General features: G+C 59.8%; 18 protein-coding genes. 10 read left to right on the top strand and 8 right to left on the bottom strand.

From position 1 onward, the window contains the following. Positions 1-28: 28 nt before the first annotated feature. The 4 genes from ACIQUH_RS04295 to ACIQUH_RS04310 all read right to left on the bottom strand — a co-directional run bounded on the left by ACIQUH_RS04295 (position 29) and on the right by ACIQUH_RS04310 (position 4,335). Positions 29-1,117, bottom strand: a complete 1,089-nt coding sequence (locus ACIQUH_RS04295; protein ID WP_400812790.1) for an ABC transporter ATP-binding protein — start codon at positions 1,115-1,117, stop codon at positions 29-31. 5 nt (positions 1,118-1,122) lie between these two features. Beyond that, the gene (locus ACIQUH_RS04300) at positions 1,123-2,064 is read right to left on the bottom strand and encodes a carbohydrate ABC transporter permease (protein WP_400812791.1); all 942 of its coding nucleotides are present in this window, start codon (positions 2,062-2,064) and stop codon (positions 1,123-1,125) included. Next, positions 2,057-2,959: a carbohydrate ABC transporter permease gene (locus ACIQUH_RS04305; protein ID WP_400812792.1), complete on the bottom strand. Its 903-nt coding sequence runs from the start codon at positions 2,957-2,959 to the stop codon at positions 2,057-2,059. The genes ACIQUH_RS04300 and ACIQUH_RS04305 overlap by 8 nt, the downstream gene beginning before the upstream one ends. Positions 2,960-3,102: 143 nt before the next feature. After that, positions 3,103-4,335 carry an ABC transporter substrate-binding protein gene (locus ACIQUH_RS04310; RefSeq protein ID WP_400812793.1) on the bottom strand — a complete coding sequence of 411 codons (1,233 nt, stop codon included), beginning with the start codon at positions 4,333-4,335 and terminating at the stop codon, positions 3,103-3,105. 251 nt (positions 4,336-4,586) lie between these two features. On the opposite strand from ACIQUH_RS04310, the gene ACIQUH_RS04315 reads away from it, so the two are divergent. Beyond that, complete coding sequence (locus ACIQUH_RS04315; protein WP_400812794.1) at positions 4,587-5,309, top strand: CPBP family intramembrane glutamic endopeptidase; 723 nt, start codon at positions 4,587-4,589, stop codon at positions 5,307-5,309. Positions 5,310-5,378: 69 nt separating this feature from the next. On the opposite strand, the gene ACIQUH_RS04320 is transcribed toward ACIQUH_RS04315, so the two are convergent. Next, positions 5,379-6,809 (bottom strand): mannose-1-phosphate guanylyltransferase/mannose-6-phosphate isomerase, encoded by a 1,431-nt coding sequence (locus ACIQUH_RS04320; RefSeq protein WP_400812795.1) that lies wholly within the window; start codon positions 6,807-6,809, stop codon positions 5,379-5,381. Between the two features lie 414 nt (positions 6,810-7,223). Between ACIQUH_RS04320 and ACIQUH_RS04325 the strand changes: the two genes are divergently transcribed. The 7 genes from ACIQUH_RS04325 (at position 7,224) to ACIQUH_RS04355 (ending at position 16,069) form a co-directional block, all read left to right on the top strand. Continuing rightward, positions 7,224-9,512 (top strand): NADP-dependent malic enzyme, encoded by a 2,289-nt coding sequence (locus ACIQUH_RS04325; RefSeq protein WP_400812796.1) that lies wholly within the window; start codon positions 7,224-7,226, stop codon positions 9,510-9,512. Between the two features lie 394 nt (positions 9,513-9,906). Next, positions 9,907-10,746, top strand: a complete 840-nt coding sequence (locus ACIQUH_RS04330; protein WP_400812797.1) for a transporter substrate-binding domain-containing protein — start codon at positions 9,907-9,909, stop codon at positions 10,744-10,746. Between the two features lie 298 nt (positions 10,747-11,044). Continuing rightward, positions 11,045-11,788 (top strand): amino acid ABC transporter permease, encoded by a 744-nt coding sequence (locus ACIQUH_RS04335; RefSeq protein WP_003524557.1) that lies wholly within the window; start codon positions 11,045-11,047, stop codon positions 11,786-11,788. Continuing rightward, positions 11,785-12,567, top strand: a complete 783-nt coding sequence (locus ACIQUH_RS04340) for an amino acid ABC transporter permease (RefSeq protein ID WP_400812798.1) — start codon at positions 11,785-11,787, stop codon at positions 12,565-12,567. Before ACIQUH_RS04335 ends, ACIQUH_RS04340 begins: the two co-directional genes overlap by 4 nt. A 12-nt stretch (positions 12,568-12,579) precedes the next feature. After that, positions 12,580-13,380, top strand: a complete 801-nt coding sequence (locus tag ACIQUH_RS04345; protein ID WP_400812799.1) for an amino acid ABC transporter ATP-binding protein — start codon at positions 12,580-12,582, stop codon at positions 13,378-13,380. A 4-nt stretch (positions 13,381-13,384) separates the two neighbouring features. Then, positions 13,385-14,731, top strand: a complete 1,347-nt coding sequence (locus tag ACIQUH_RS04350) for an MmgE/PrpD family protein (protein ID WP_400812800.1) — start codon at positions 13,385-13,387, stop codon at positions 14,729-14,731. A gap of 18 nt (positions 14,732-14,749) precedes the next feature. Next, positions 14,750-16,069 (top strand): LLM class flavin-dependent oxidoreductase, encoded by a 1,320-nt coding sequence (locus ACIQUH_RS04355; protein ID WP_400812801.1) that lies wholly within the window; start codon positions 14,750-14,752, stop codon positions 16,067-16,069. Between the two features lie 81 nt (positions 16,070-16,150). On the opposite strand, the gene ACIQUH_RS04360 is transcribed toward ACIQUH_RS04355, so the two are convergent. Next, entirely contained in the window at positions 16,151-17,887 is a 1,737-nt protein-coding gene (locus ACIQUH_RS04360; RefSeq protein ID WP_400812802.1) for a methyl-accepting chemotaxis protein, read from the bottom strand. Positions 17,888-18,206: 319 nt separating this feature from the next. On the opposite strand from ACIQUH_RS04360, the gene ACIQUH_RS04365 reads away from it, so the two are divergent. Next, the gene (locus ACIQUH_RS04365) at positions 18,207-19,460 is read left to right on the top strand and encodes an NAD(P)/FAD-dependent oxidoreductase (protein ID WP_400812803.1); all 1,254 of its coding nucleotides are present in this window, start codon (positions 18,207-18,209) and stop codon (positions 19,458-19,460) included. 16 nt (positions 19,461-19,476) lie between these two features. Here ACIQUH_RS04365 and ACIQUH_RS04370 read toward each other — a convergent pair whose 3' ends face one another. Beyond that, positions 19,477-20,010, bottom strand: coding sequence for a hypothetical protein (locus tag ACIQUH_RS04370; protein ID WP_400812804.1), 534 nt, complete (start codon positions 20,008-20,010; stop codon positions 19,477-19,479). Positions 20,011-20,079: 69 nt separating this feature from the next. Next, positions 20,080-20,304, bottom strand: coding sequence for an aa3-type cytochrome c oxidase subunit IV (locus ACIQUH_RS04375; protein ID WP_269342798.1), 225 nt, complete (start codon positions 20,302-20,304; stop codon positions 20,080-20,082). A gap of 415 nt (positions 20,305-20,719) precedes the next feature. Between ACIQUH_RS04375 and ACIQUH_RS04380 the strand changes: the two genes are divergently transcribed. After that, complete coding sequence (locus ACIQUH_RS04380; protein ID WP_400812805.1) at positions 20,720-21,259, top strand: TRAP transporter small permease subunit; 540 nt, start codon at positions 20,720-20,722, stop codon at positions 21,257-21,259. Positions 21,260-21,283: the final 24 nt, after the last annotated feature.

The following is a 21,283-nucleotide window of genomic DNA, read 5'->3' on the forward strand; positions in this document are numbered from 1 at the left end:
GGATTGTGTGGGGGAATAAGTGGGACGCTTAAAGCCGTTCCTCGCTTTGCGCGTCGAACAGCGACGCCATGGCCATGTCGAGACCGAGGCGGACCTTCGTGCCCGGCGAAAACCGCCTGTGGCCACCGACACGCACGGACATGGTATGCCCGGCATGTTTCAGCCAGATCAGATTATCGGCGCCCATCGGCTCCTCGATATCGACAACGGCCTCATGCACTTCGCCGCCGACAATATCGGCATCGACACGGACATGTTCGGGGCGCACGCCGAGTACCACGGCACGGCCGGCGGCAAGCGGCGTTTCCGCGTGATAACCATCGAGCGCAAAAGTCACGCCATTGGTGGTGAAGACGACCTTGCCGTCCTTCTCGATCAGCTCGCCACGCAGGAAATTCATCGATGGCGAACCGATGAAGCCGGCGACAAAGAGGTTCCGCGGCTTGTTGTAGATGGTGACGGGGTCCGCCAGCTGCTGGATGACGCCGCTTTTCATGATGGCGATGCGATCCGCCAGGGTCAGCGCCTCGATCTGGTCGTGCGTCACATAGATCATGGTGTTCTTCAGCGACTGGTGCAGCCGCTTGATTTCCACGCGCAGTTCCGAGCGCAGCTTGGCATCGAGATTGGAGAGCGGTTCGTCGAACAGGAACACGTCCACATCCCGCACCAGCGCCCGGCCGATTGCGACGCGCTGGCGCTGGCCGCCGGAAAGCTCGGCGGGTTTACGTTTCAGCAGCGGCTCGATTTGGAGGATGCCGGCCGCCCTTTTGACGCGGCGGTCGATCTCCTCTTTTGGCACCTTGGCAACCTGAAGGCCGAAGGACAGGTTCTTCTCCACCGTCATCTGCGGATAAAGCGCATAGGACTGGAACACCATGCCGATGCCGCGGTCTTTCGGCTCCTCCCAGGTGACGTTGCGGTCCTTGATGAAGATTTGCCCGTCGGTCGGTTCCAGAAGCCCGGCAATGCAATTGAGAAGGGTCGATTTGCCGCAACCGGAAGAGCCGAGCAGTACGAGGAATTCGCCGTCGTAAATATCGAGATTGAGGTCTTTCAGCACGGTGACGGCACCGAAAGACAGGGAAAGATCGCGGATGGAAACGCTTTTGTTCATATAGCTCAACCTTTTACTGCGCCGGCAGCAATACCGCGCACGAATAGCCTGCCGGAAACGAAATAGACGATCAGCGGCACGGCCCCGGTCAGAAGGGTGGCGGCCATGTTGACGTTATATTCCTTCACGCCCTGCACGGAGTTGACGATATTATTGAGCTGCACCGTCATCGGGTAATATTCCGGCCGGGTGAACACCACGCCGAACAGGAAGTCGTTCCAGATGCCGGTCACCTGCAGGATCATCGCCACGACGAAGATCGGCAGCGACATGGGCAGCATGATGCGGAAATAGATCTGCCAGAAATTCGCGCCGTCGATGCGCGCCGCCTTGAAGAGTTCCTCCGGCAGCGAGGCGAAATAATTGCGGAACAGCAGCGTCAGGATCGGCATGCCGAAGATGGTGTGAACGATGACGAGACCGGTCAGCGTGCCATAAATGCCAAGTTCGCGCAGCACGATGACAATCGGATAGATCATCACCTGATAGGGAATGAAGGCACCGATGATGAGGATCGAGAAGAACAGCTCCGATCCCTTGAATTTCCAGTTGGCCATGGCATAGCCGCTGACGGAAGCGACGATGATGGAAATGGCGACGGAAGGAACGAGAATGCGCACCGAGTTCCAGAAGCCGCGCGAAAGTCCGTCGCAGTTCAGGCCCGTGCAGGCATTCGCCCAGGCTTTCACCCAGGGCTCGAAGGTGATTTCCACCGGCGGTGCGAAAATATTGCCAAGCCGGATTTCCGGCATGCCCTTCAGCGAGGTGACGACCATCACGTAGAGCGGCAGCAGGTAATAGGCGGCAGCCACGAACAGCGTGCCATAGAGAATGATGTTGCGGCGGGAAAAGGTTTTCCTCGGCTTCCTGCCGCGCGGGCCGGAAAGCTCCCTGGAAACCGCATCGGTGGCGGCAACAACCGTGTTCAATGTGCTGATATTAGCCACGCTTCTTGCCTCCGAATTCGAGGTAGGCCCACGGAATGACGATGATAGCGACGGTGAGAAGCATCATGGTCGAGGCGGCAAAGCCCTGCCCCAGGTTCTGCGCCTGAAACATGTAGTCATAGACATATTTCGCTGGCACTTCAGATGCGATGCCCGGCCCGCCGCTGGTCTGCGCCACCACCAGATCGTAAACCTTGACGATGCCGCTGGCGATGATGACCAGCGTGGTGATGAAGACCGGCCGCATCATGGGAATGATGATGAGAATATAGGTCTTCCACATCGGAATGCCGTCGACGCGCGCCGCCTTCCAGATATCCTCATCGATGCCGCGAAGACCGGCCAGCATCAGGCACATGACGAGCCCGGTGCCCTGCCAGAGCGCTGCAATCAGGATGCCGTAGATGACGATCTGGGAATTATAGAGCGGATCGAAGGTGAAACTTTCCCAACCCATCGAGCGGACCACGGACTGGATGCCGAATTCCGGATTGAGCAGCCATTGCCAGACAAGGCCGGTGACGATGAAGGACAAAGCGAAGGGATAAAGGAAAATGGTGCGGAAGGTGTTTTCGAACCGGATTTTCTGGTCCATCAGCGCCGCCAGCACAAAGCCTATGACGAGGCTGAAGATCAGCGACAGTATGCCATAGATCGCCAGATTCTGGATGGAAACGATCCAGCGTGGTGCTGCCCACAGCCGCTCATATTGATCGAAACCGATGAAGCTCGCCCGCGGCAGAAGCTTGGAATTGGTGAAAGAATAAACCACCGTCCAGATCGTCCCGCCGAGGAAGATCACCATGGCGGTCAAGATCATCGGAATGGAGGCAATCTTGGAATTGAGATTGCGAAAGAGCTGGTTGGGGCGCTCGGAGCGCGCTTGTCCTGCCATGTTACCTCCTCCTGTAACGTTATAGTTCGCAGCCAAGCGAAAAATTTTGCCGCATGAAACCTGGTCCGTGCCGGTCATTATCGCACGGACCGGACGTTGGATCGGGGAGCGGCGAACCACTCCCCGATCCGGAGAGATCACAATCAGTCAGCCGAACCGATAATATCCGCGAAGCGCTTCTGCCCATCTTCCGCCGACATCGAGCCAGCGAAGAATTCCGCCATCAGATCTTCCTTCTGTTTCTGCGTATCGGCAGAAATCAGCTGGTCGGTGCTGGTCAGTGCATTGCCCTTGGCCAGAATTGCCAGCCCCTTCTTCATGCAGTCATTGGCGGCATTGAGGTCCACGTCGCCGCGGATCGGCAGCGAGCCCTTCTTCAGGTTGAAGGCGACCTGGGTTTTCGGATCGACGATGGTTGCGGCAAGCACGTCCTGCGCCTTGGTTTTCGCCTCGTCTTTCAGAACGGGGAAATAGAAAGCATCGCCGCCAGTGGTCAGATATTCATTGAGACCGAGACCGGGAAGGCAGGAATAATCCGTGCCGGCTTTCTGGTTGGCCAGCTGGAATTCACCCTGCGCCCAGTCGCCCATGATCTGGCCGCCGGCCTTGCCTGTTATCACCATGTTGGTGGCCTGGTTCCAGTCCTGAACATTGGTGCCCTTGGCCATGTCGCGCGCCTCGACGGCCGCCGCGAAAATCTTGGCCATGTCGGGACCGGCCGCCGCTTCGGCATCCTTTTCGCCATAGACCTTCTGATAGAGGTCCTTGCCGCCGATCGAAAGCGTCAGCGTATCGAACAGGCCGTTCGCCTGCCATGCCTGACCGCCCAGCGCGAGCGGCTGGATACCGGCCTTTTTCAGCGCCGGTGCGGCCGCAACAAATTCCGTCCAGTTCTTCGGAACCTCGACGCCCGCCGTCTTGAAGGCGGCGTTGGAAAGCCAGAGCCATTGCCAGGAATGGATATTGACCGGCGCGCAATAGATCTTGCCGTCGATGGTGCAGCTGTCGAGCAGGCTCGCCGGCTTGATGACCTCTTTCCAGTTGCCCTTTGCGGCAACGTCGGACAGGTCGCGCATCAGGCCCGCCTGCACCAGCTCTTCCGCCTGCCGGCCATGGTTGAACTGGGTGGCGCCCATCGGGTCGCCGCCGGTGATGCGGCTGATCATGATCGGGCGGGCCGTGCCGCCGGAACCGGCAATCGCGCCATCCACCCATTTATTGCCTGTCGCGTCGAAAGCCTTGGCCAGTTCGGCGACGGCAGCGGCTTCGCCGCCCGATGTCCACCAATGGGTCACCTCAAGATCGGTGGCCCCGGCAATACCCGCCGGAATCATGACGCCGGCCAGAAAAGCCGCAGAAATAACACGCATTCGCATGAGTCTCCTCCCTCACTGAAACGTTGCAGTTGGAACGTATGCGAAGATTTTTGATTAGGCAACCGCCTAAAATACGAATCTATTCCAGGTCATTGCGGGGCTTTTACAGAGCGAGAAACCGTACGAACCGGCAGCGGAAAAATCCTCGTGCCACCGCGTAACATACTGGCAATGCTGGCTCTTTAAAGTCTCAGGCCGAGGCCGCCTCTCGCATCGAGATCGGGCATGCGGATAAATGGACAAAACCGAAAATGAAAAACTGGCACATTCTTTTGATCATCGGTCTGACGGGCGTCGCCTCACTCTGGCTGGCAAGTTTCGCGCAGCTTGTGCCGGGAGAGCAACTTTCGCATACGATGCGAGCGCTGATACTTGTGCAACCGACGATACTGACCGTGGCTGCCGTTGCGGTCGGCCAGACTCTTGCGGCAAAGGTTGGGCTTGGCGCACCGCTGATCGATGCGCTACTGCGAGGAAATAACCACCGCGCCGTGCTGCGAAGACAGGTGCCGGCCGCGCTGTCCATTGGGCTTGCTGTGGGCATACTGATGATCGCCTACGCACGGATTATCCTGCCATCGGTGACAGATGCCGCGACGATGGCAGGCATGAGCGCTTTTCCCGTGCCACTGGCAACCCGCATCCTCTATGGCGGGATTATCGAAGAACTGCTGACGCGATGGGGCCTGATGTCGTTTTTCGCATGGACGCTCTGGCGCCTGACGGGCAAGGGAGACGTCCGCCCTTCGATTTTGTGGGCCTCGATCATCATGGCAGCCGCCCTCTTCGCCGCCGGTCATCTGCCGCTTCTGTTCGCCATCGTCGCCCAGCCGCAGCCGGCGCTGATCGCCGCAATCCTGCTCACCAATTTCATACCCGGCCTGGTGTTCGGATGGCTGTTCTGGCGCCGGGGACTGGAGGCCGCAATGTTTTCCCACGCCTTTGCCCATTGCGTGAACGCACTGGCATCGTGAACGGGAAAAGGCGAGACGAACAATGTCCGGCTCGCCTTCAATCATGCGGCTTCAATGCGGCCAGCGAGGTCATTGCCGTTTATAATCGTCCTCGATGCGGATCACATCATCCTCGCCGATATAGGCTCCGGTCTGAATTTCGACCAGTTCGAGCGGGATCTGCCCCTCATTGGCAAGCCGGTGCGGCTGGCCGATCGGGATATAGACCGACTGGTTCTCCGTCAGAAGCCGGGTCTCCTCGCCAATCGTCACCGTCGCCGTGCCCTTGACGACGATCCAGTGTTCCGAGCGGTGATAATGTTTCTGAAATGAGATGCGGTGGCCGGGATCGACCGTGATGTGGCCCACCCGGTAACGCTCGTCCACATACATGTGTTCGATATAACCCCAGGGCCGATAGACCCGCTTGTGGCTTTGCGTCTGCGGCGCGTGGTCGCCAGCTTTCAGTTTTTCAACCAGCCCCTTCACATCCTGCACCCGGTTTTTCGGCACCACCAGAACCGCATCCTTGGTGGCCACGACAACCAGAGCCTTGGCGCCCACCACCGTCGTCAGCAATTGCGTGGAATGGATCAGGCAACCCTCGGAATCGATGAAGACGCCGTCGCCTTCCAGCGCATTGTCGTTGTCGTGCTTGTCGGCAATTTCCCAGATCGCGTCCCAGCTGCCGATGTCCGACCAGCGGAAATGGCCATGCACCACCGCCATGCGCCTGGTTTTCTCGATCACCGCATAGTCGATGGAGTTTTTCGGCGAGGCCTCGAAGCTTGCCTGATGCAGGCGCACGAAACCGAGGTCGCTTTCATATTGCTCGACCGCCTGCGTCACCGCCGAAAGAATCTCCGGGGCGAAAGCCTTCAGTTCGGCGATCATCACATCGGAGCGGAACAGGAAGTTGCCGGAGTTCCAGAGATAACCCTTTTCCAGATAGGAGATCGCCGTCTTCACATCGGGCTTTTCCACGAAGGCATCGACGGTGCTCAAGTCTTTTTCGCCATCGATCGCCTCGCCCGGCTTGATATAACCATAGGAGGTGCGCGGTTCGGTCGGCACCAGGCCGAAGACGACGATATTGCCCTGATCGGCGGCTTTTCCGCCGAGCTTCACGGCGTCGGAGAACTTGTCGGCATCAAGCACCACATGGTCGGCGGCAAGCGCCAGCACCAGGCAGCCGGGCTCGCGGCGCTCGGCCAGCACGGCGGCGGCGGCCATGGCGGCGGCGCTGTCGCGGCGGGCGGGCTCCAGCACCACGGTTGCCGGCAGATCGATCTCTTCGGCCTGGCGGCGGGCGAAGAAACGGAAATCCTCGTTGGTGATGACAAGCGGCTCAGCATAAAGGCTCTTGTCGCCCACCCGCTGCAGCGTCTGCTGGTAGGTCGAAAGACTGCCGACCAGCGGCTGGAACTGCTTGGGCAACTGATCGCGCGATACAGGCCAAAGCCTGGAGCCAGCGCCCCCGGCCAGAAGAACCGGCGTGATCTTTCGAGAGTGTTCCTTCACAACAAAACCTTTCCAACTCTAAAAATTTCCCGGCGCGCCGGACAATATACATATTTCGAAATACCGCCATCATCGGTTCACGAGCGGATAAGCGCAAGCTCATAAATTCGCCTTGTGAAAGCTTGGTGAACGGCGGGGGTATTTGCCGACGGACCCGTTTTCCTAACGCAAGGGAGAGCACGAGGTTCCGCACAAGCGCGCCGACGCATGGTCCGATTGCGTGCCGGCCCTCCCTCGCTAGCCGAGCCTTCAATAGCGACGCATCAGGACTTAATCGATTGAATCGGGCGTAAATTTCATCACGCTTAAATTTGCTGCACTGAACAACATTCAAGGCTTGGCAGGGGCGCGAAAAATACAATAACAACGGCGGATATTTTTACATTGTTATCGACACGAAAGCACGCACAGCCCATGTCCGACACGACGAAACCCGCCAGCACAAGAACATCGGTTACGGATCAGGAAGCCCTGGATTTCCACGCGCAAGGCAGGCCGGGGAAACTGGAAATCACCCCAACCAAACCGATGGCGACGCAGCGGGATCTGTCGCTTGCCTATTCGCCTGGCGTGGCCGTGCCGGTGAAAGCCATCGCCGAAAATCCGGCGACCGCTTACGATTATACCACGCGCGGCAACATGGTGGCGGTCATCTCCAACGGCACCGCAATCCTCGGCCTCGGAAATCTCGGCGCCCTTGCTTCCAAGCCGGTCATGGAGGGCAAGTCCGTTCTCTTCAAGCGCTTCGCCGACGTCGATTCCATCGATCTCGAGGTCGATACCGAAGACGCCGATGAGTTCATCAATTGCGTGCGCTATCTCGGCCCCTCCTTCGGCGGCATCAATCTCGAAGACATCAAGGCGCCGGAATGTTTCATCATCGAAAGCCGCCTGCGCGAGCTGATGGATATTCCGGTTTTCCATGACGACCAGCACGGCACCGCCATCATCGCCGCCGCCGGCCTCATCAACGCCATCGAACTGACGGGCCGCGATTTCAAGACCACGAAGCTCGTCTGCAACGGCGCGGGTGCTGCGGCAATTGCCTGCATGGACCTCATCAAGGCCATGGGTTTCAACCCGGAAAACATCACGCTCTGCGATACCAAGGGCGTGATCTATCAGGGCCGCGCCGAAGGCATGAACCAGTGGAAATCCGCGCATGCGGTGAAGACCAGCAACCGCACGCTGGCCGAAGCCATGAAGGGCGCGGATGTGGTGTTCGGCCTCTCCCAGAAGGGCGCCTTCACCGAAGAAATGATCCGCTCCATGGCGCCGAAGCCGATCATCTTCGCCATGGCCAATCCGGACCCGGAAATCACGCCGGAAGAAGTGTCGCGCATCCGCGACGACGCCATCATGGCAACCGGGCGCTCCGACTATCCGAACCAGGTCAACAACGTCCTCGGCTTTCCCTATATCTTCCGCGGCGCTCTCGATGTGCGCGCCCGCCAGATCAACGACGCGATGAAGATCGCCGCTGCACAGGCGCTGGCCGATCTTGCCCGCGAGGATGTGCCTGACGATGTGGCCGCAGCCTATCAGGGCAACCGCCCGCGCTTCGGATCGCAATATATCATTCCGGTTCCCTTCGATCCGCGCCTGATCTCGGCTATCCCGGTGGCCGTGGCGAAAGCCGCCATTGAAACCGGCGTCGCCCGCCGGGAGCTGCCCGATCTCGACGCCTATGCCCGCGAGCTTTCCGCCCGCCGCGACCCGATGGCTTCCACCACGCAACGCCTTTACGAGCGAGTGCGCCGCTCACCGAAGCGCGTGGTCTTTGCCGAAGCGGAAGAAGAACAGGTCATGCGCGCGGCGATTTCATTCACCGCTCAAGGGCTTGGCACCGCCATCCTGCTCGGCCGTGACGATATCATCAAGGCCAATGCGGAACGCGCCGGCATCGATCTCGACCGCGCCAATATCGAGATCACCAACGCGCGCCTTTCCAGCCGCGTCGATGCCTATGTCGATTATCTCTATGCGCGTCTGCAGCGCGGCGGCTTCCTGCTGCGCGACGTGCAGCGTCTGGTCCACAACGACCGCAACCATTTCGCCGCCTGCATGGTGGCGATGGGCGATGCGGACGCCGTGGTCACCGGCGTTACCCGCAACTATTCCACCGCGCTCGAAGATATCCGACGCTGCATCAATACCAAGCCCGGCCATCGCGTCATCGGCGTCTCGCTGGTAGTCTCGCGCAACCGCACCGTCTTCGTCGCCGATACCGCCGTGCATGACATGCCGAATGCAGAAGACCTTGCCGATATCGCCGAGGAAGCAGCCGGCCTCGCCCGCCGTTTCGGCTACGAACCGCGTGTTGCCATGCTCGCCTATTCCACCTTCGGCCAGCCGACCGGCGAACGCTCCGACAAGGTGCGCGAGGCGGTGAAAATCCTCGACCGACGCAACGTCAATTTCGAGGTCGACGGCGAAATGTCGGCCGATGTGGCGCTGAACCACCACCGCATGCAGAGCCAGTATCCCTTCGCCCGGCTTTCCGGCCCGGCCAATGTGCTGGTCATGCCCGCCATCCATTCCGCCTCCATCTCCACCAAGATGCTGCAGGAACTGGGCGGCGCGACCGTCATCGGCCCGCTTCTCGTCGGCCTCGACAAATCGGTGCAGATCACCTCGATGGGTGCGAAGGATAGCGATATCGTCAATATGGCGGCAATCGCGGCCTATAACGCCGGACGGTGACGTCGCGGCGTATTTCTTCTCCCCGCCGGGGAGAAGATGGCCCGAAGGGTCAGATGAGGGGCGCCCTCTCCGCATATCTCGGGCCTTGCCCCCTCATCCCGCTGCCGCGACCTTCTCCGCGGCGGGGAGAAGAAACAAGCGGGATCCGCTCACTTTGTCCGTAGCCATTCGGTCCGCAGACGGCATCTGAATTTCTCCCGCGCCCCTCACGGCAAAACGCAAAACGGGAGCGACACAGAACAGGATTCTACGATTTCAAATTATTAGGATAATTTTTCTTCCTGAAAGATTTATTGGAACCGGATTTTATTCATACTATTTTTCACGCAATGCCAATTCTCGCTCTCGGCGGGTGCCTCATGTAGTTTCCACTCACAATCAAAAGGAAATACCCATGGCCCTCTCTTTCTCCAGATTTGCCGCAAAACTCATCGCCGGAACCGTCGTCGTCGCTTCGATGGCCACCGCCGCTCACGCGGATGCAACGCTTGACCGTATCAAGGGTCGCGGCAAGCTCACCGTCGGCGTCATCCTCTCCGGCGCGCCTTTCGGCTTTATCGATCCGAAGACGCAGGAGCAGAAGGGTCTCAACATCGACGTCGCCAAGGCGCTGGCTGCAGGCCTCGGTGTAGAACTGGTTACCGAGACCGTCACGCCGCCCAACCGGGTACAGTTCCTGCAGCAGGGCAAGGTCGATATTCTGATCGCCAACATGCAGTACACGGAAGAGCGCGCCAAAACCCTCGATTATGTGCCCACTCCCTATGACCGCCAGGGTGGCGCCGCCATCGGCCGCAAGGACAGTGGCATCAAGGACTGGCCTGACCTGAAGGGCAAGATCGCCTGCGTTTCGCAAGGGTCGAACTACACCCAGCCACTGATCGAACAATATGGCGCGCAGGTGAAGGCTCTGCCGAGCCAGCCGGAATCGCTGCTGGCGCTGAAGGGCGGCAATTGCGATGTTTCCGTTCACGTCAACGGCACACTGAGCCTGATGCTTCAGGACCGCGCCGACGAGTGGAAGGATTACGGCATCCTCATCCCCACCGACTTGATCCCGTCGGATTCCGTGATCTGGCTGCGCAAGGGCGAAAGCGACACGCAGGCCGCGCTCGACAAGATCGTCAAGGAACTGCACGCGTCGGGCAAGATGCTCGAATTCGCCAAGGCCAACCGCCTGCCAAGCATCGGCTATATGGAAGAACAGCAGAAGAAGCTTTCGGCCGCTCAGTAAGAGAACGAGCGACCACGCTTGCTCCGCCACCCCCGGATTTCGTCCGGGGTCCAGCGCGATCGAGTCCTTGATCGCGAGAGGCTCTTTCACGGCGCAGCCGCGCCGTGGCTGAATGCGGGATCGTACCCGGGCTCGTTCCGGGGACCGGCATGACGCAAGGGCGGCTGCCATCATAGCGATTTCCCCTGACTATCAGGAACGGTCGGTTTCGCCCGCCGTTCTTTTCTGCTTTAAAGCAAGACAGGTCATTCTGGCAGCGCCTGCCGGGCGGCACCCGCGACAACAGCATGGATTTCCGATGCAGGATGGATTTACAGCGCGCTTCATAGAACTGGCCGCGCATCTCGGCCTCAACTATGATTTTCTGAACAGTGGCTACGAAGTTCAGATCTGGCTCGACGGCATGAAGATGACGTTGATCCTCGTCGCCGTCACTTTGCCGCTCAGCCTCGTCTTCGGCTTCATTTTCGCGGCCATGCTGACATCGGGCAAGGTCTGGCTCGCCGGCCCCGTGCGCGCCTATGTGGAACTGACGCGCAACACGCCGACGCTGGTGCAGCTGATGTGCGGTTTCCTCGTGCTCAACATGCTGATTTCCAACGCTCTCGGCGGCGCGCAGAACAATCCGCTGACACCCTTTTTCTGGGTCGTCGCCATTACCGGCCTGCACATCGCCGCTTTCCATGCGGAAGCGTTGCGCGGCGGCATCGAGGCGGTGCCGGCCACCACCATCGAGGCAGCGCGCGCAATCGGTTTCAGTTCCTTCGAGATTTTACGCTATGTGGAGTTTCCGCTGGCGATCCGCACGGCGCTGCCCTCCATCATCAACAACCTCGTCAATCTGGTGAAGCTCACCACGGTCGGCTCGGCAATTGCTGTCGGTGAAATCACCTATGCATCGATCCTGATCTGGACGCAGCGCGACAATGTGGTCGAGCTGATGATCGTCATCCTGATCTTCTTCAGCGTCATCAATTTCATCGTCGCAAGGGCCGGTCTGTGGCTTGAACGGCGTCTTGCGGTTCCGGGGTTCGGTCAATGAGTGCGGTGGTTTCTCCAACACAGGCGGTAAAGAAGCCGCCCTTCGGCACCATTCTGCTGCTCGGCGTTTTGATCGCCGTCATCCTCTGGCTGATCCTCGATCCATCGCTCGGTCAGGTGCTGCTGCAATGGCTGCCCTATCTGGCCAAGGGTTTTGCCATGAACGTGCTGATCAGCATCCTGGCGATCGCCATCGGCACCTTCATTGGCGTCCTGCTCGGCATCATGGAGCTCGCGCCCTATCGCCTCGTGCGCGCGCCGGCACTGACCTATGTGCAGGTCTTCCGCAACGCGCCGCATCTGGTGCTGATCTTTGCCGCGACCTACATCTTCCCCTTCGAGATCGTCGCTTTCGGCAACTACATCCCCTTCCCGGACTGGATCAAGGCCGTCGTCGGGCTTGCCATTCCGGCCAGCGCCCATATCGCCGAAATTACGCGCGGCGCCATCCAGTCCATTCCGACCGCGCAATGGGAAGCGGCGCAGGGCCTGGGCTTTTCGCGCAACCAGACACTGCGCTGGATCATCCTGCCGCAATGCGTGAAACGCTCGCTGCCGCCATGGATGAACCTCTATGCGTCGATCACCATGGGCACGGCGCTTGCCTCGCTGGTCGGCGTGCATGAGCTTCTGCACGCCGCGACAGACGCCAGCACCGCCGTGCAGCGTAACGATTTCACCGTCGTGGTTTACCTCACCGTTCTGATGGCGTTCTTCCTGTTCTGCTATCCCGTCTCCCGTTTCACGCAGCGCCTCGAGCGGCGCTTCGCTTCCCGCTGATTGGAACAAGCCATGTCCGCACCCGCACCACAAACCGCCGCAAAAGCTCTGGTCGAACTGGAAGGCATACACCTGTCCTTCGGTGACAATCAGGTCCTGAAGGGCATCGACCTCACGGTGAACAAGGGCGACGCCGTCTCCATCATCGGCCCTTCCGGCTCCGGCAAGTCCACCATCCTGCGCTGCATCAACGGCCTGCTCATTCCGCAATCGGGCAAGATCACCGTCGGCGGCACCCGTGTGGATCAGCTGAAAACCGAGGCGGAGCGCATCGCGCTGCGAAAGCGCATCGGTATCGTGTTCCAGCAATTCAACCTCTTCCCGCATCTGACAGTGATGGAAAACATTACCATCGCACCGATCAAGATTCTCGGCACGCCAAAGGCGGAAGCCGAGCGTCATGCCCGCGAATTGCTGGAAAAAGTGCGTCTTTCCCAGAAGGTCGATGCCTATCCCGGCCAGCTTTCCGGCGGCCAGCAACAGCGCGTGGCGATTGCCCGCGCGCTTGCCATGCGGCCGGAACTGGTGCTCTTCGATGAGGTCACCTCGGCGCTCGACCCGGAAACCGTGGGCGAAGTGCTCGCCGTCATCCGCGATCTCGTCAATGACGGCATGACCAGCATTCTCGTCACGCACGAAATGCGTTTTGCCGAAGAAATCAGCGATAATATCGTCTTCACCGAAAACGGCCTGATCGTCGATCAGGGCACGCCGGAGCACATCTTCTACAGGTCGACCAATCCGCGCATCAACGCCTTCGTCAAGGGTCTCGGCGGACAGGTGGCGCGGGTCAATGACGGCGAAGGGATATGATGCCATGACCGCCGACGAAAAGCTCACCCTTCATCTCGCCGAAGCGATTGCCGCCTCCGATCCTTTGCGTGACGAGGAGGCTGTGGCCATCGCCCGCACGGCGCTGATCGATTTTTTTGCCTGCGTTCTGGGCGGTGCCGCCGACAGAAGCACCAGGATCCTGATCGACAGCTTTACACCGGGCACATCAGGCGCGGCGGGCATTCTCGGCCACGATCTGCGCACGGATGCCTTTACCGCCGCCCTCATCAACGGCCATGCGGGGCATGTGCTTGATTATGACGATGTCCATGGCAGCGTGCGCGGCCATCCGACCGTCGCGATCATTCCCGCTTTGCTGGCTATCGCGGTCGAAGAGGGCTCGACGGCGGATGCCTTCGTCGCCGCCTATATCGTCGGGCTGGAAACCATGGCGCGTCTCGGCTTGTCGCTCGGGACCAAACACTACGAAAACGGCTTCCACGCCACCGCAACGCTCGGCCCCATCGGCGCTGCGGCGGCGATTGCCCATCTCTTGAAGTTCGATCCGCAGACCACGGCCGTGGCGCTCGGCCTCGCCGCCACCCAGTCGGCCGGGCTTCGCCTGCAATTCGGTTATGACGCCAAGCCCCTGCACGCCGGGCTCGCCACGCGCGCCGGCCTCACCGCCGCACGGCTGGCGCGGTCCGGTTTTCAGGGAGCGCCGGATTTTCTCGAAAACCCCATCGGCTTTTATTCGGCCTTCGCATTTGGCGCCGAGCAGCCGAAACGCGTTCTCTCCGGCTGGGGCTCACCCTGGCAGATCGTCTCGCCGGGCCTCACCCTCAAGGCCTTCCCCTGCTGCACCGCCGCCCATCCCGTCGCCGTCGGCGCTTTGGCGTTGCGCAACGCGGATGATCTGGCACCGGGGGAGATCGAGACGGTCACCATCACCTTCCCGCCGGGCGGCGATGCCGCCCTTGTCGGACCGTCCACCCCCACGACCGGCATCGATGCGCGTTTCAGCCCCGAATATGTCTTTGCCGCCGCTCTAACCGATGGATCACTCGGCATTGGCCATTTCGATGAGCGCCCGACGCGCGCCGACCTGCTTGCGCTTTCCGCCAGGGTCTCGCGCCGACATGACGAGACCGCCCGCCGTCTCTCGCCCGATCCGACCACCCGTTTCGTGGTCATCGATGTGACGAAGAAGGATGGCACGGTGCTGTCGCGCCGTGTCGACGGCCTCCCCGGCATCGATGATCCGACCGAAAAATTTGCCGACGCGACCGGCGGCAATGAAAAATTCGCCGGCATTCCGGCACTGGTGCGGTCCATGAAAACCGCAGCCGACCTCAGGAAGCTCGAAACGCTTCTGGTATCGCAAATATAACTCGACCGACATGAAGGCATGAACCCCATGACCACCACGACACGCAAAAGACAGATACATCTCGGCCTTTTCCTGCAGGGTGCCGGGCACCACGTTTCCGGCTGGCGTCACCCCGATGCCGAAGCCGGCAGCGAGAATTTCGATCTGCTTACCCGCGTTACGAAAATGGCCGAGGCGGCGAAATTCGACATGGTTTTCCTTGCCGATGGCCTGACCAGCGGCGTCGACGCCCATCCGTCGATGATCGCGCGCTTCGAGCCGCTGACCCTGCTTGCGGCCCTTGCCATGGTGACCGACAAGATCGGGCTAGCCGCCACCGCCTCCACCACCTATGGCGAGCCTTACCACACCGCCCGTGCCTTCGCCTCCATCGACCATCTCAGCCACGGGCGCGCGGCATGGAACATCGTCACGACCTCATACGCCCGCACGGCGGCGAATTTTTCCAAGGACCATCCCGAGCATGACGAGCGTTATGCGGTGGCGGAAGAATATGTGAATGTCGTTCGCGGCCTGTGGGACAGCTGGGATGACGACGCCTTCGTCAAGGACAAGCAGGCGGGCCGTTACGTCGATCCGGAAAAGGTCCATATCCTCAATCACGAAGGCAAATATTTCACGGTCAAGGGACCGCTCAATATTCCGCGTTCGCCGCAGGGCCACCCGGTTCTCATCCAGGCCGGCTCTTCCGGGCCGGGGCAGGATCTCGCCGCCCGCACCGCCGATATCGTCTTCACCGCCCAGCAGGCGATTTCCGAAGCGCAGGCCTTTTATACGAGCCTCAAGGCGCGCGTGGAGAAGTTCGGCCGCGATCCGGTAAGCGTCGCCGTGATGCCCGGTTTCATGCCGATCATCGGCAGGAGCTTCGAAGAGGCCGGCGAAAAGCTGAAGGAACTGAACCGCTGGACCGATATCAAGAGCGCCATGCCGCTGCTCGAAGAACGCATCGGCCACAGCCTTGCCGATTACGACCTTGACGGCCCGCTGCCGGACCTGCCGATCTCCGACCAGCTGCGCAGCCGCGCCGAACTTCTGACCGAACTGGCGCGCCGCGAAAAGCTGACGATCCGCGAACTGGCGCTGCGCGTCGCCGCCGGCCGCGGCCACCATATCGTCATGGGCACGGCCAAGGATGTGGCAGACCGGATGCAGGAATGGTTCGAAAACGGCGCAGCCGACGGCTTCAACGTCATGCCGCCCTTCTTCCCCGGCGGGCTGGAGGAATTCAACCGCGAAGTTGTACCGCTTTTGCAGGAACGGGGCCTGTTCCGCAGGGATTACGAAGGTTCGACGCTGCGCGACCACCTCGGCATCGAGCGACCGGCGCTGCGATCATAAAGGCATGCGGATACCCGTTCAAAGGCATCCGCATCCATCGAAATCTCATGATCAAGCTGAAGCGGGCCTGAGCCTGCTCCTTTACGCGGCCGCCCGTGTCGACGTCTGGTCGCGCCGGGTGGTATGCGTGGTATCCGGGCGGGTGGACGATCCGTCTTCCCGTTGAATCGTGCGGCGGTTCAGCTTGAACAGGCTGACAAGCTGTGCCAGCGCATCCGCGCCCTGCGCCAGCGTCGTGCTGATCACCGTGGTGCGGGCGCTCATCGCCGCATTCTCCTGCGTCATCCGGTCCAGCCGGTTGACCGCCTTGTTGATCTCGCTGATACCGACGGCCTGTTCGTCCGCCGCCTTGGCGATCATATCGACATTGCCGTCAATATGCCTGACCAGCGCATCGATCTGCTTCAGCGCTTCGCCGGTTTCGCCCACCAGCCTGACGCCCTCCAGAACCTCGGTGCCGGAATTGTTGATCAATGCCTTGATTTCTTTCGCGGCATTGGCGGAACGCTGCGCCAGTTCGCGCACTTCCTGCGCCACCACCGCAAAGCCCTTGCCCGCTTCACCCGCACGCGCGGCTTCCACGCCGGCATTCAGTGCCAGCAGGTTCGTCTGGAACGCGATTTCGTCAATCACGCCGATGATCTGGCTGATTTCCCTTGAAGCCGTCTCGATACGCTGCATGGCATCGACTGTCCGCTCCACGACCTCGGTGGAGGCCACGGTGGATGTCCGCGCGCTCTGAACGAGCTTGCGCGTCTCCTTCATGTTTTCGGTCGACGACCGGACCGTCGCGGTGATTTCTTCGAGCGCTGCCGAAGTCTCCTCAAGCGCCACCGCCTGCTCGCGCGAACGTTCGGCGAGATTGACGGAAGCTTCGCTGACTTCCTGGCTGCTGCGGGTCAGGTCTCCGGTCTGGCCGAGAACATTTTCCAGCGTCTTCTGGAATTCCGCGATCGATTTATTGAAATCGCAACGCAGCCGTTCGAACTCGCCGACGAAGGGTTTGTCCAGCGTAATGCGGATATTGCATTGAGAAAGCCGCTCCAGCGCAGCACCAAGCTCCTCGACCGCATGCATCCGGTCCGTCACATCGAAAGCGAATTTCACCACCTTGAAGACCCGGCCCCGGTCATCGATGATCGGATTATAGGAGGCCTGAATGAAAACGCGTTTGCCATCCTTGCCAAGGCGCATGAACTGCCCGGTCGAGAAGTGGCCCCTTGCGAGTTCCTTCCAGAAATCCCGATAGTCCTGGGACTGGGCATAGGCCGGCTCGCAGAACATCGAATGATGCTTGCCGATGATGTCTTCCGCCGTGTAACCGAGCGTCGCGAGGAAATTTTCGTTGGCGCTGAGGATTTTTCCGTCAGGCGTAAATTCGATCATGGCCTGCGCGCGGGAGAGTGCCGCCAGCTTGCCGTTATCCTCGGCGCTCTTGCGCTTGATCGAGGTGATGTCGGTTGCGATCTTGACCACCTTGTAGGGTTTACCGAAACGGAATACCGGATTGTAAGAGGCCTCAATCCAGATTTCGTCGCCATTCTTGGCCTGACGCCGGTACTGGCCCTGATCGTATTCGCCGCGCGACAGCTTTGCCCAGAAGGCCCTGTATTCAGATGAGGCGGCATCTTCGGAAGAAAGGAACATGCTGTGGGAGCGGCCAACGATTTCAGACTGCTGATAGCCGAGCGCCTTGCAGAAATTATCGTTTGCTTTCAAAATCTTGCCAGTCAGATCGAACTCGATGATGGCCTGTGAGCGGCTAATTGCATCAAGCACCGCAGAAGCATCCAGACCGAATTTGGAAAAGTGAGACATCTATTTGAACCCTCGAACAGTAATCCATATGCAGACCCCCTCCATCTCCGAAATATAAAGATGAAAAAAGGTCGACCCGCCTGCACGCGAAACTAGCCGGACACCGTTAAATAGCGATTAATAATGATCTATAACTATTGATCCAGAATCTGAAACGACTGCAAATATGCTTCACCGCGAATATATTCGTCTTGTCTATTTCGGACCGCTTATTTGCCACAGTGCTGATATTTCTGCGCCAGCGACACGATGCGGCCTTTCATCGGGGCGGCATTCATTGTTATGGCGGGGTTGAGAGATTTGTGTTGCAGGAGCGCCGATGACCAAAACCCTGAAATGCGATGTGCTGGTGATCGGCACCGGCATTATCGGTTCCATGGCGGCACTTTATCTGCAGAATGCCGGACGTGAAGTTGTACTTCTGGAACGCAGCGAGGTTGCCCGAGGCGCAAGTTCCGGCAATGCCGGCATTCTGGCCTTCCCCGAAATCATCCCCATTCCCGCTCCCGGCATCATGAAAAAAGCGCCGCGCTGGCTGTTCGATCCGCTCGGCCCGCTCAGCGTGCCGCCGGCCTATGCGGCGAAGATCGCACCCTGGCTGTGGCGTTTCTGGCGCGCCAGCGCCGAACGCAACTTTCGCCACGGGCTGAAATCACTCACCGACATCAACCGGCTGGCCGCCCTGGAAATGGCCCATGTCGCGGCGATGCCGGAACTTTCGCACCTCGTTTCAAAAACCGGCACGCTCGATCTTTATGACAGCGAGTCGAGTCTCAATGCTGCCCGTGGGGACTGGGACGAAAAGGAAAGCGCCGGTTTCATCTTCGAGCGCGTTGGCCGCGATGAAATCGAGGCATTGCAGCCGGGTCTCGCGCCGCAGTTCCGGCATGCCATGTTTTCGCCGGATGGCCTGCAGGTCTCCGACCCCTATGATTTCACCCGCGCCATTTTCGATCTGGTACTCGCCCGCGGCGCCAGCCTGCGCAAGGGTGAGGCAGAACGTATCGATGCGGTCGGCGAAAGCACGATCGTGACGCTCGAAAACGGTGACAAGATCGATGCCGACAGGGTGGTGATCGCCTGTGGCGCGTGGTCGGGAAAGCTTGCCGCGACGCTTGGGAACATCGTGCCGCTGGAAACCGAACGTGGTTACAACACCACCCTTCCCCTCGACGCTTTCAACCTTACGCGCCAGCTTTATTTCAACGACCATGGCTTCGTCGTCACCCCACTATCGACGGGTATCCGTATTGGCGGCGCGGTCGAACTCGGCGGACTGGAACTGAAACCGAATTTCCGCCGTGCCGAAGCCATGCTGAAGAAAGCAGGACGTTTTCTGCCCGGCCTCAAACTGGAAGGTGGCCGGCAATGGATGGGGTTCCGCCCGTCGATGCCGGACTGTCTTCCCGTTATCGGCACCGCACGCGCCACGCCCTCCGTCATCTATGCCTTCGGCCATGGCCATCTGGGGCTGACACAATCGGCAGCCACCGCCCGTCTGGTGACGCAACTGGCCAGCGGTGAGGAGACGGCAATCTCGGTCGACCCTTTCCGGCCGGGACGTTTTTCCTGAGTCCAAGAAAAGTGGACTATTTCACCGGTTGCATGGAATCGTCCGGAAACTCCACCTCGGCGAAGGACGGATAGACCTTGCGCAGAATGGTGACCTGCTGCTGGTCGCTTACCCGCAGCAAATACCAGTCCGCGCCGTCCATCAGTGCCAGCGTGTGGGATTTCGCCTCGATCGTCTGGCCGCCGGTTTCCATCACCGTTTTTGTCGGGATGAGCGCATAGGGCGTTCCATCAGGCGTTTGCGCAAGGCTGATCGCCTGCGTATCCATGGTGAATTCGGTTATCTTGACCGCCGCAAGCGCCATCTGCATCTGCGCGGTCAAGGCGCCGCGCAATTGCTCCACGGTAATACCGGCGTCGCGTGCGATGAATTCAAAGATTTTAGGCGGCACTGTCTTGCCGACGACATCGAAATCCTGTGCGCCCAAAGCCGTCTGAAATCGCTCTATCTGTGTGCGAAGACTATCCTGCTCGGCGGGCGAGAGATCGCGCGACAAAGCGGGATGCGCAATCGTCAACAGCAGAAGCAGACAAGATAACAGGCGCTTCATGGCTTGGCCTTTCCGGTTATCCGGCATCGCCCGGTCCCCGGAACGGGAACCGCTCATGAACGGGATTGTTCAGCGCAGCAGAAAGAAACCCGCAGCCGACAGCACGACGAAGACGACCAGGCCACCAAGGAAACCGGCGGAGGTGAAGAAACCCGCGACCATGGCCAGCATCAGCACGCACAGCATCATCGTGCCGTACTTCGTCAAGGCCAGAAAACCGTTATAGGTCTTTTCGTGCTCGGCGTAGTTCATCTCGGCGCCGACTTCGACAGGACCCGTGTGGTGTTCGCTCATTCCGCTTCCCCTTGTGCTCCATCCGTCATGCCCGTCGTGCGGGAAAATCTGCCCGTAGACGATCACAGGCCCATGCCGGATTCTCCGTAGCCAGAGGTAACATGAAGTCGCCGAAAAGCGCAATGCGTTCTCGGCGAAAGAGCGGCAACGGCGTGCACCGTGGCCGCTCAACCGGGCGAAACATGTCATAGGGCAACATTCTTTCGCAAACGGTTGAAAAGGGCGATCAGTCAAGCTGTTTGATGGTGGTTTTGGTTGCTTTTCGAACCGCCTGACCATACACGGGATTCTGTGGGGAGGAACTCTGGAACCTGTGGCAGCGGTAGCACGTGGAGGCGTGGGCGCAGCACGGGTGCCGGGCTTTGCTCTCCGCCATAAACCCGCAAAGGGCCCGAAAAGGGAAGAGGGGAAAGCTATGAAGTCGCTTTTAAAACTAAGTGCGCTGATAGACCTTGCAAGCGAAGCTCTGGGCAAGGTTGCCGGTTATCTCGTGCTCATCTGCTGCCTCGTCAGCGCCGGCAACGCCATGGTCCGTTACGCTCTGAACTACAGTTCAAACGGCTGGCTGGAAATCCAGTGGTACATGTTCGCTTTCATCGTACTGATCGGCGCATCCTATACGCTGCGCATGAACGAACATGTGCGTGTCGACATCATCTATGGCGCGATTTCACCGCGCAGCCGCATCTGGGTGGACATTATCGGCATCGTGCTGTTCCTGCTTCCCGGCTGCTTTTACCTCGCCTGGCTTTCCTGGCCCATGTTCACACTGTCCTGGCATCAGAGCGAAATGTCCTCCAATGCCGGCGGCCTCATCCGCTGGCCGGTGAAACTCATCATCTTCGCCGGTTTCGCCCTTCTGGTTCTTCAGGGTTTTTCCGAACTCATCAAGCGCATAGGCGCCCTCAACGGGCTTTATGCGCTCGATACGAAGTACGAAAAACCCCTGCAATGATCGCACCGATCTGAACCTTCAGGA

Origin of the sequence: Agrobacterium sp. NPDC090283, assembly GCF_044769685.1 — a bacterium.
Lineage (GTDB): Bacteria > Pseudomonadota > Alphaproteobacteria > Rhizobiales > Rhizobiaceae > Agrobacterium.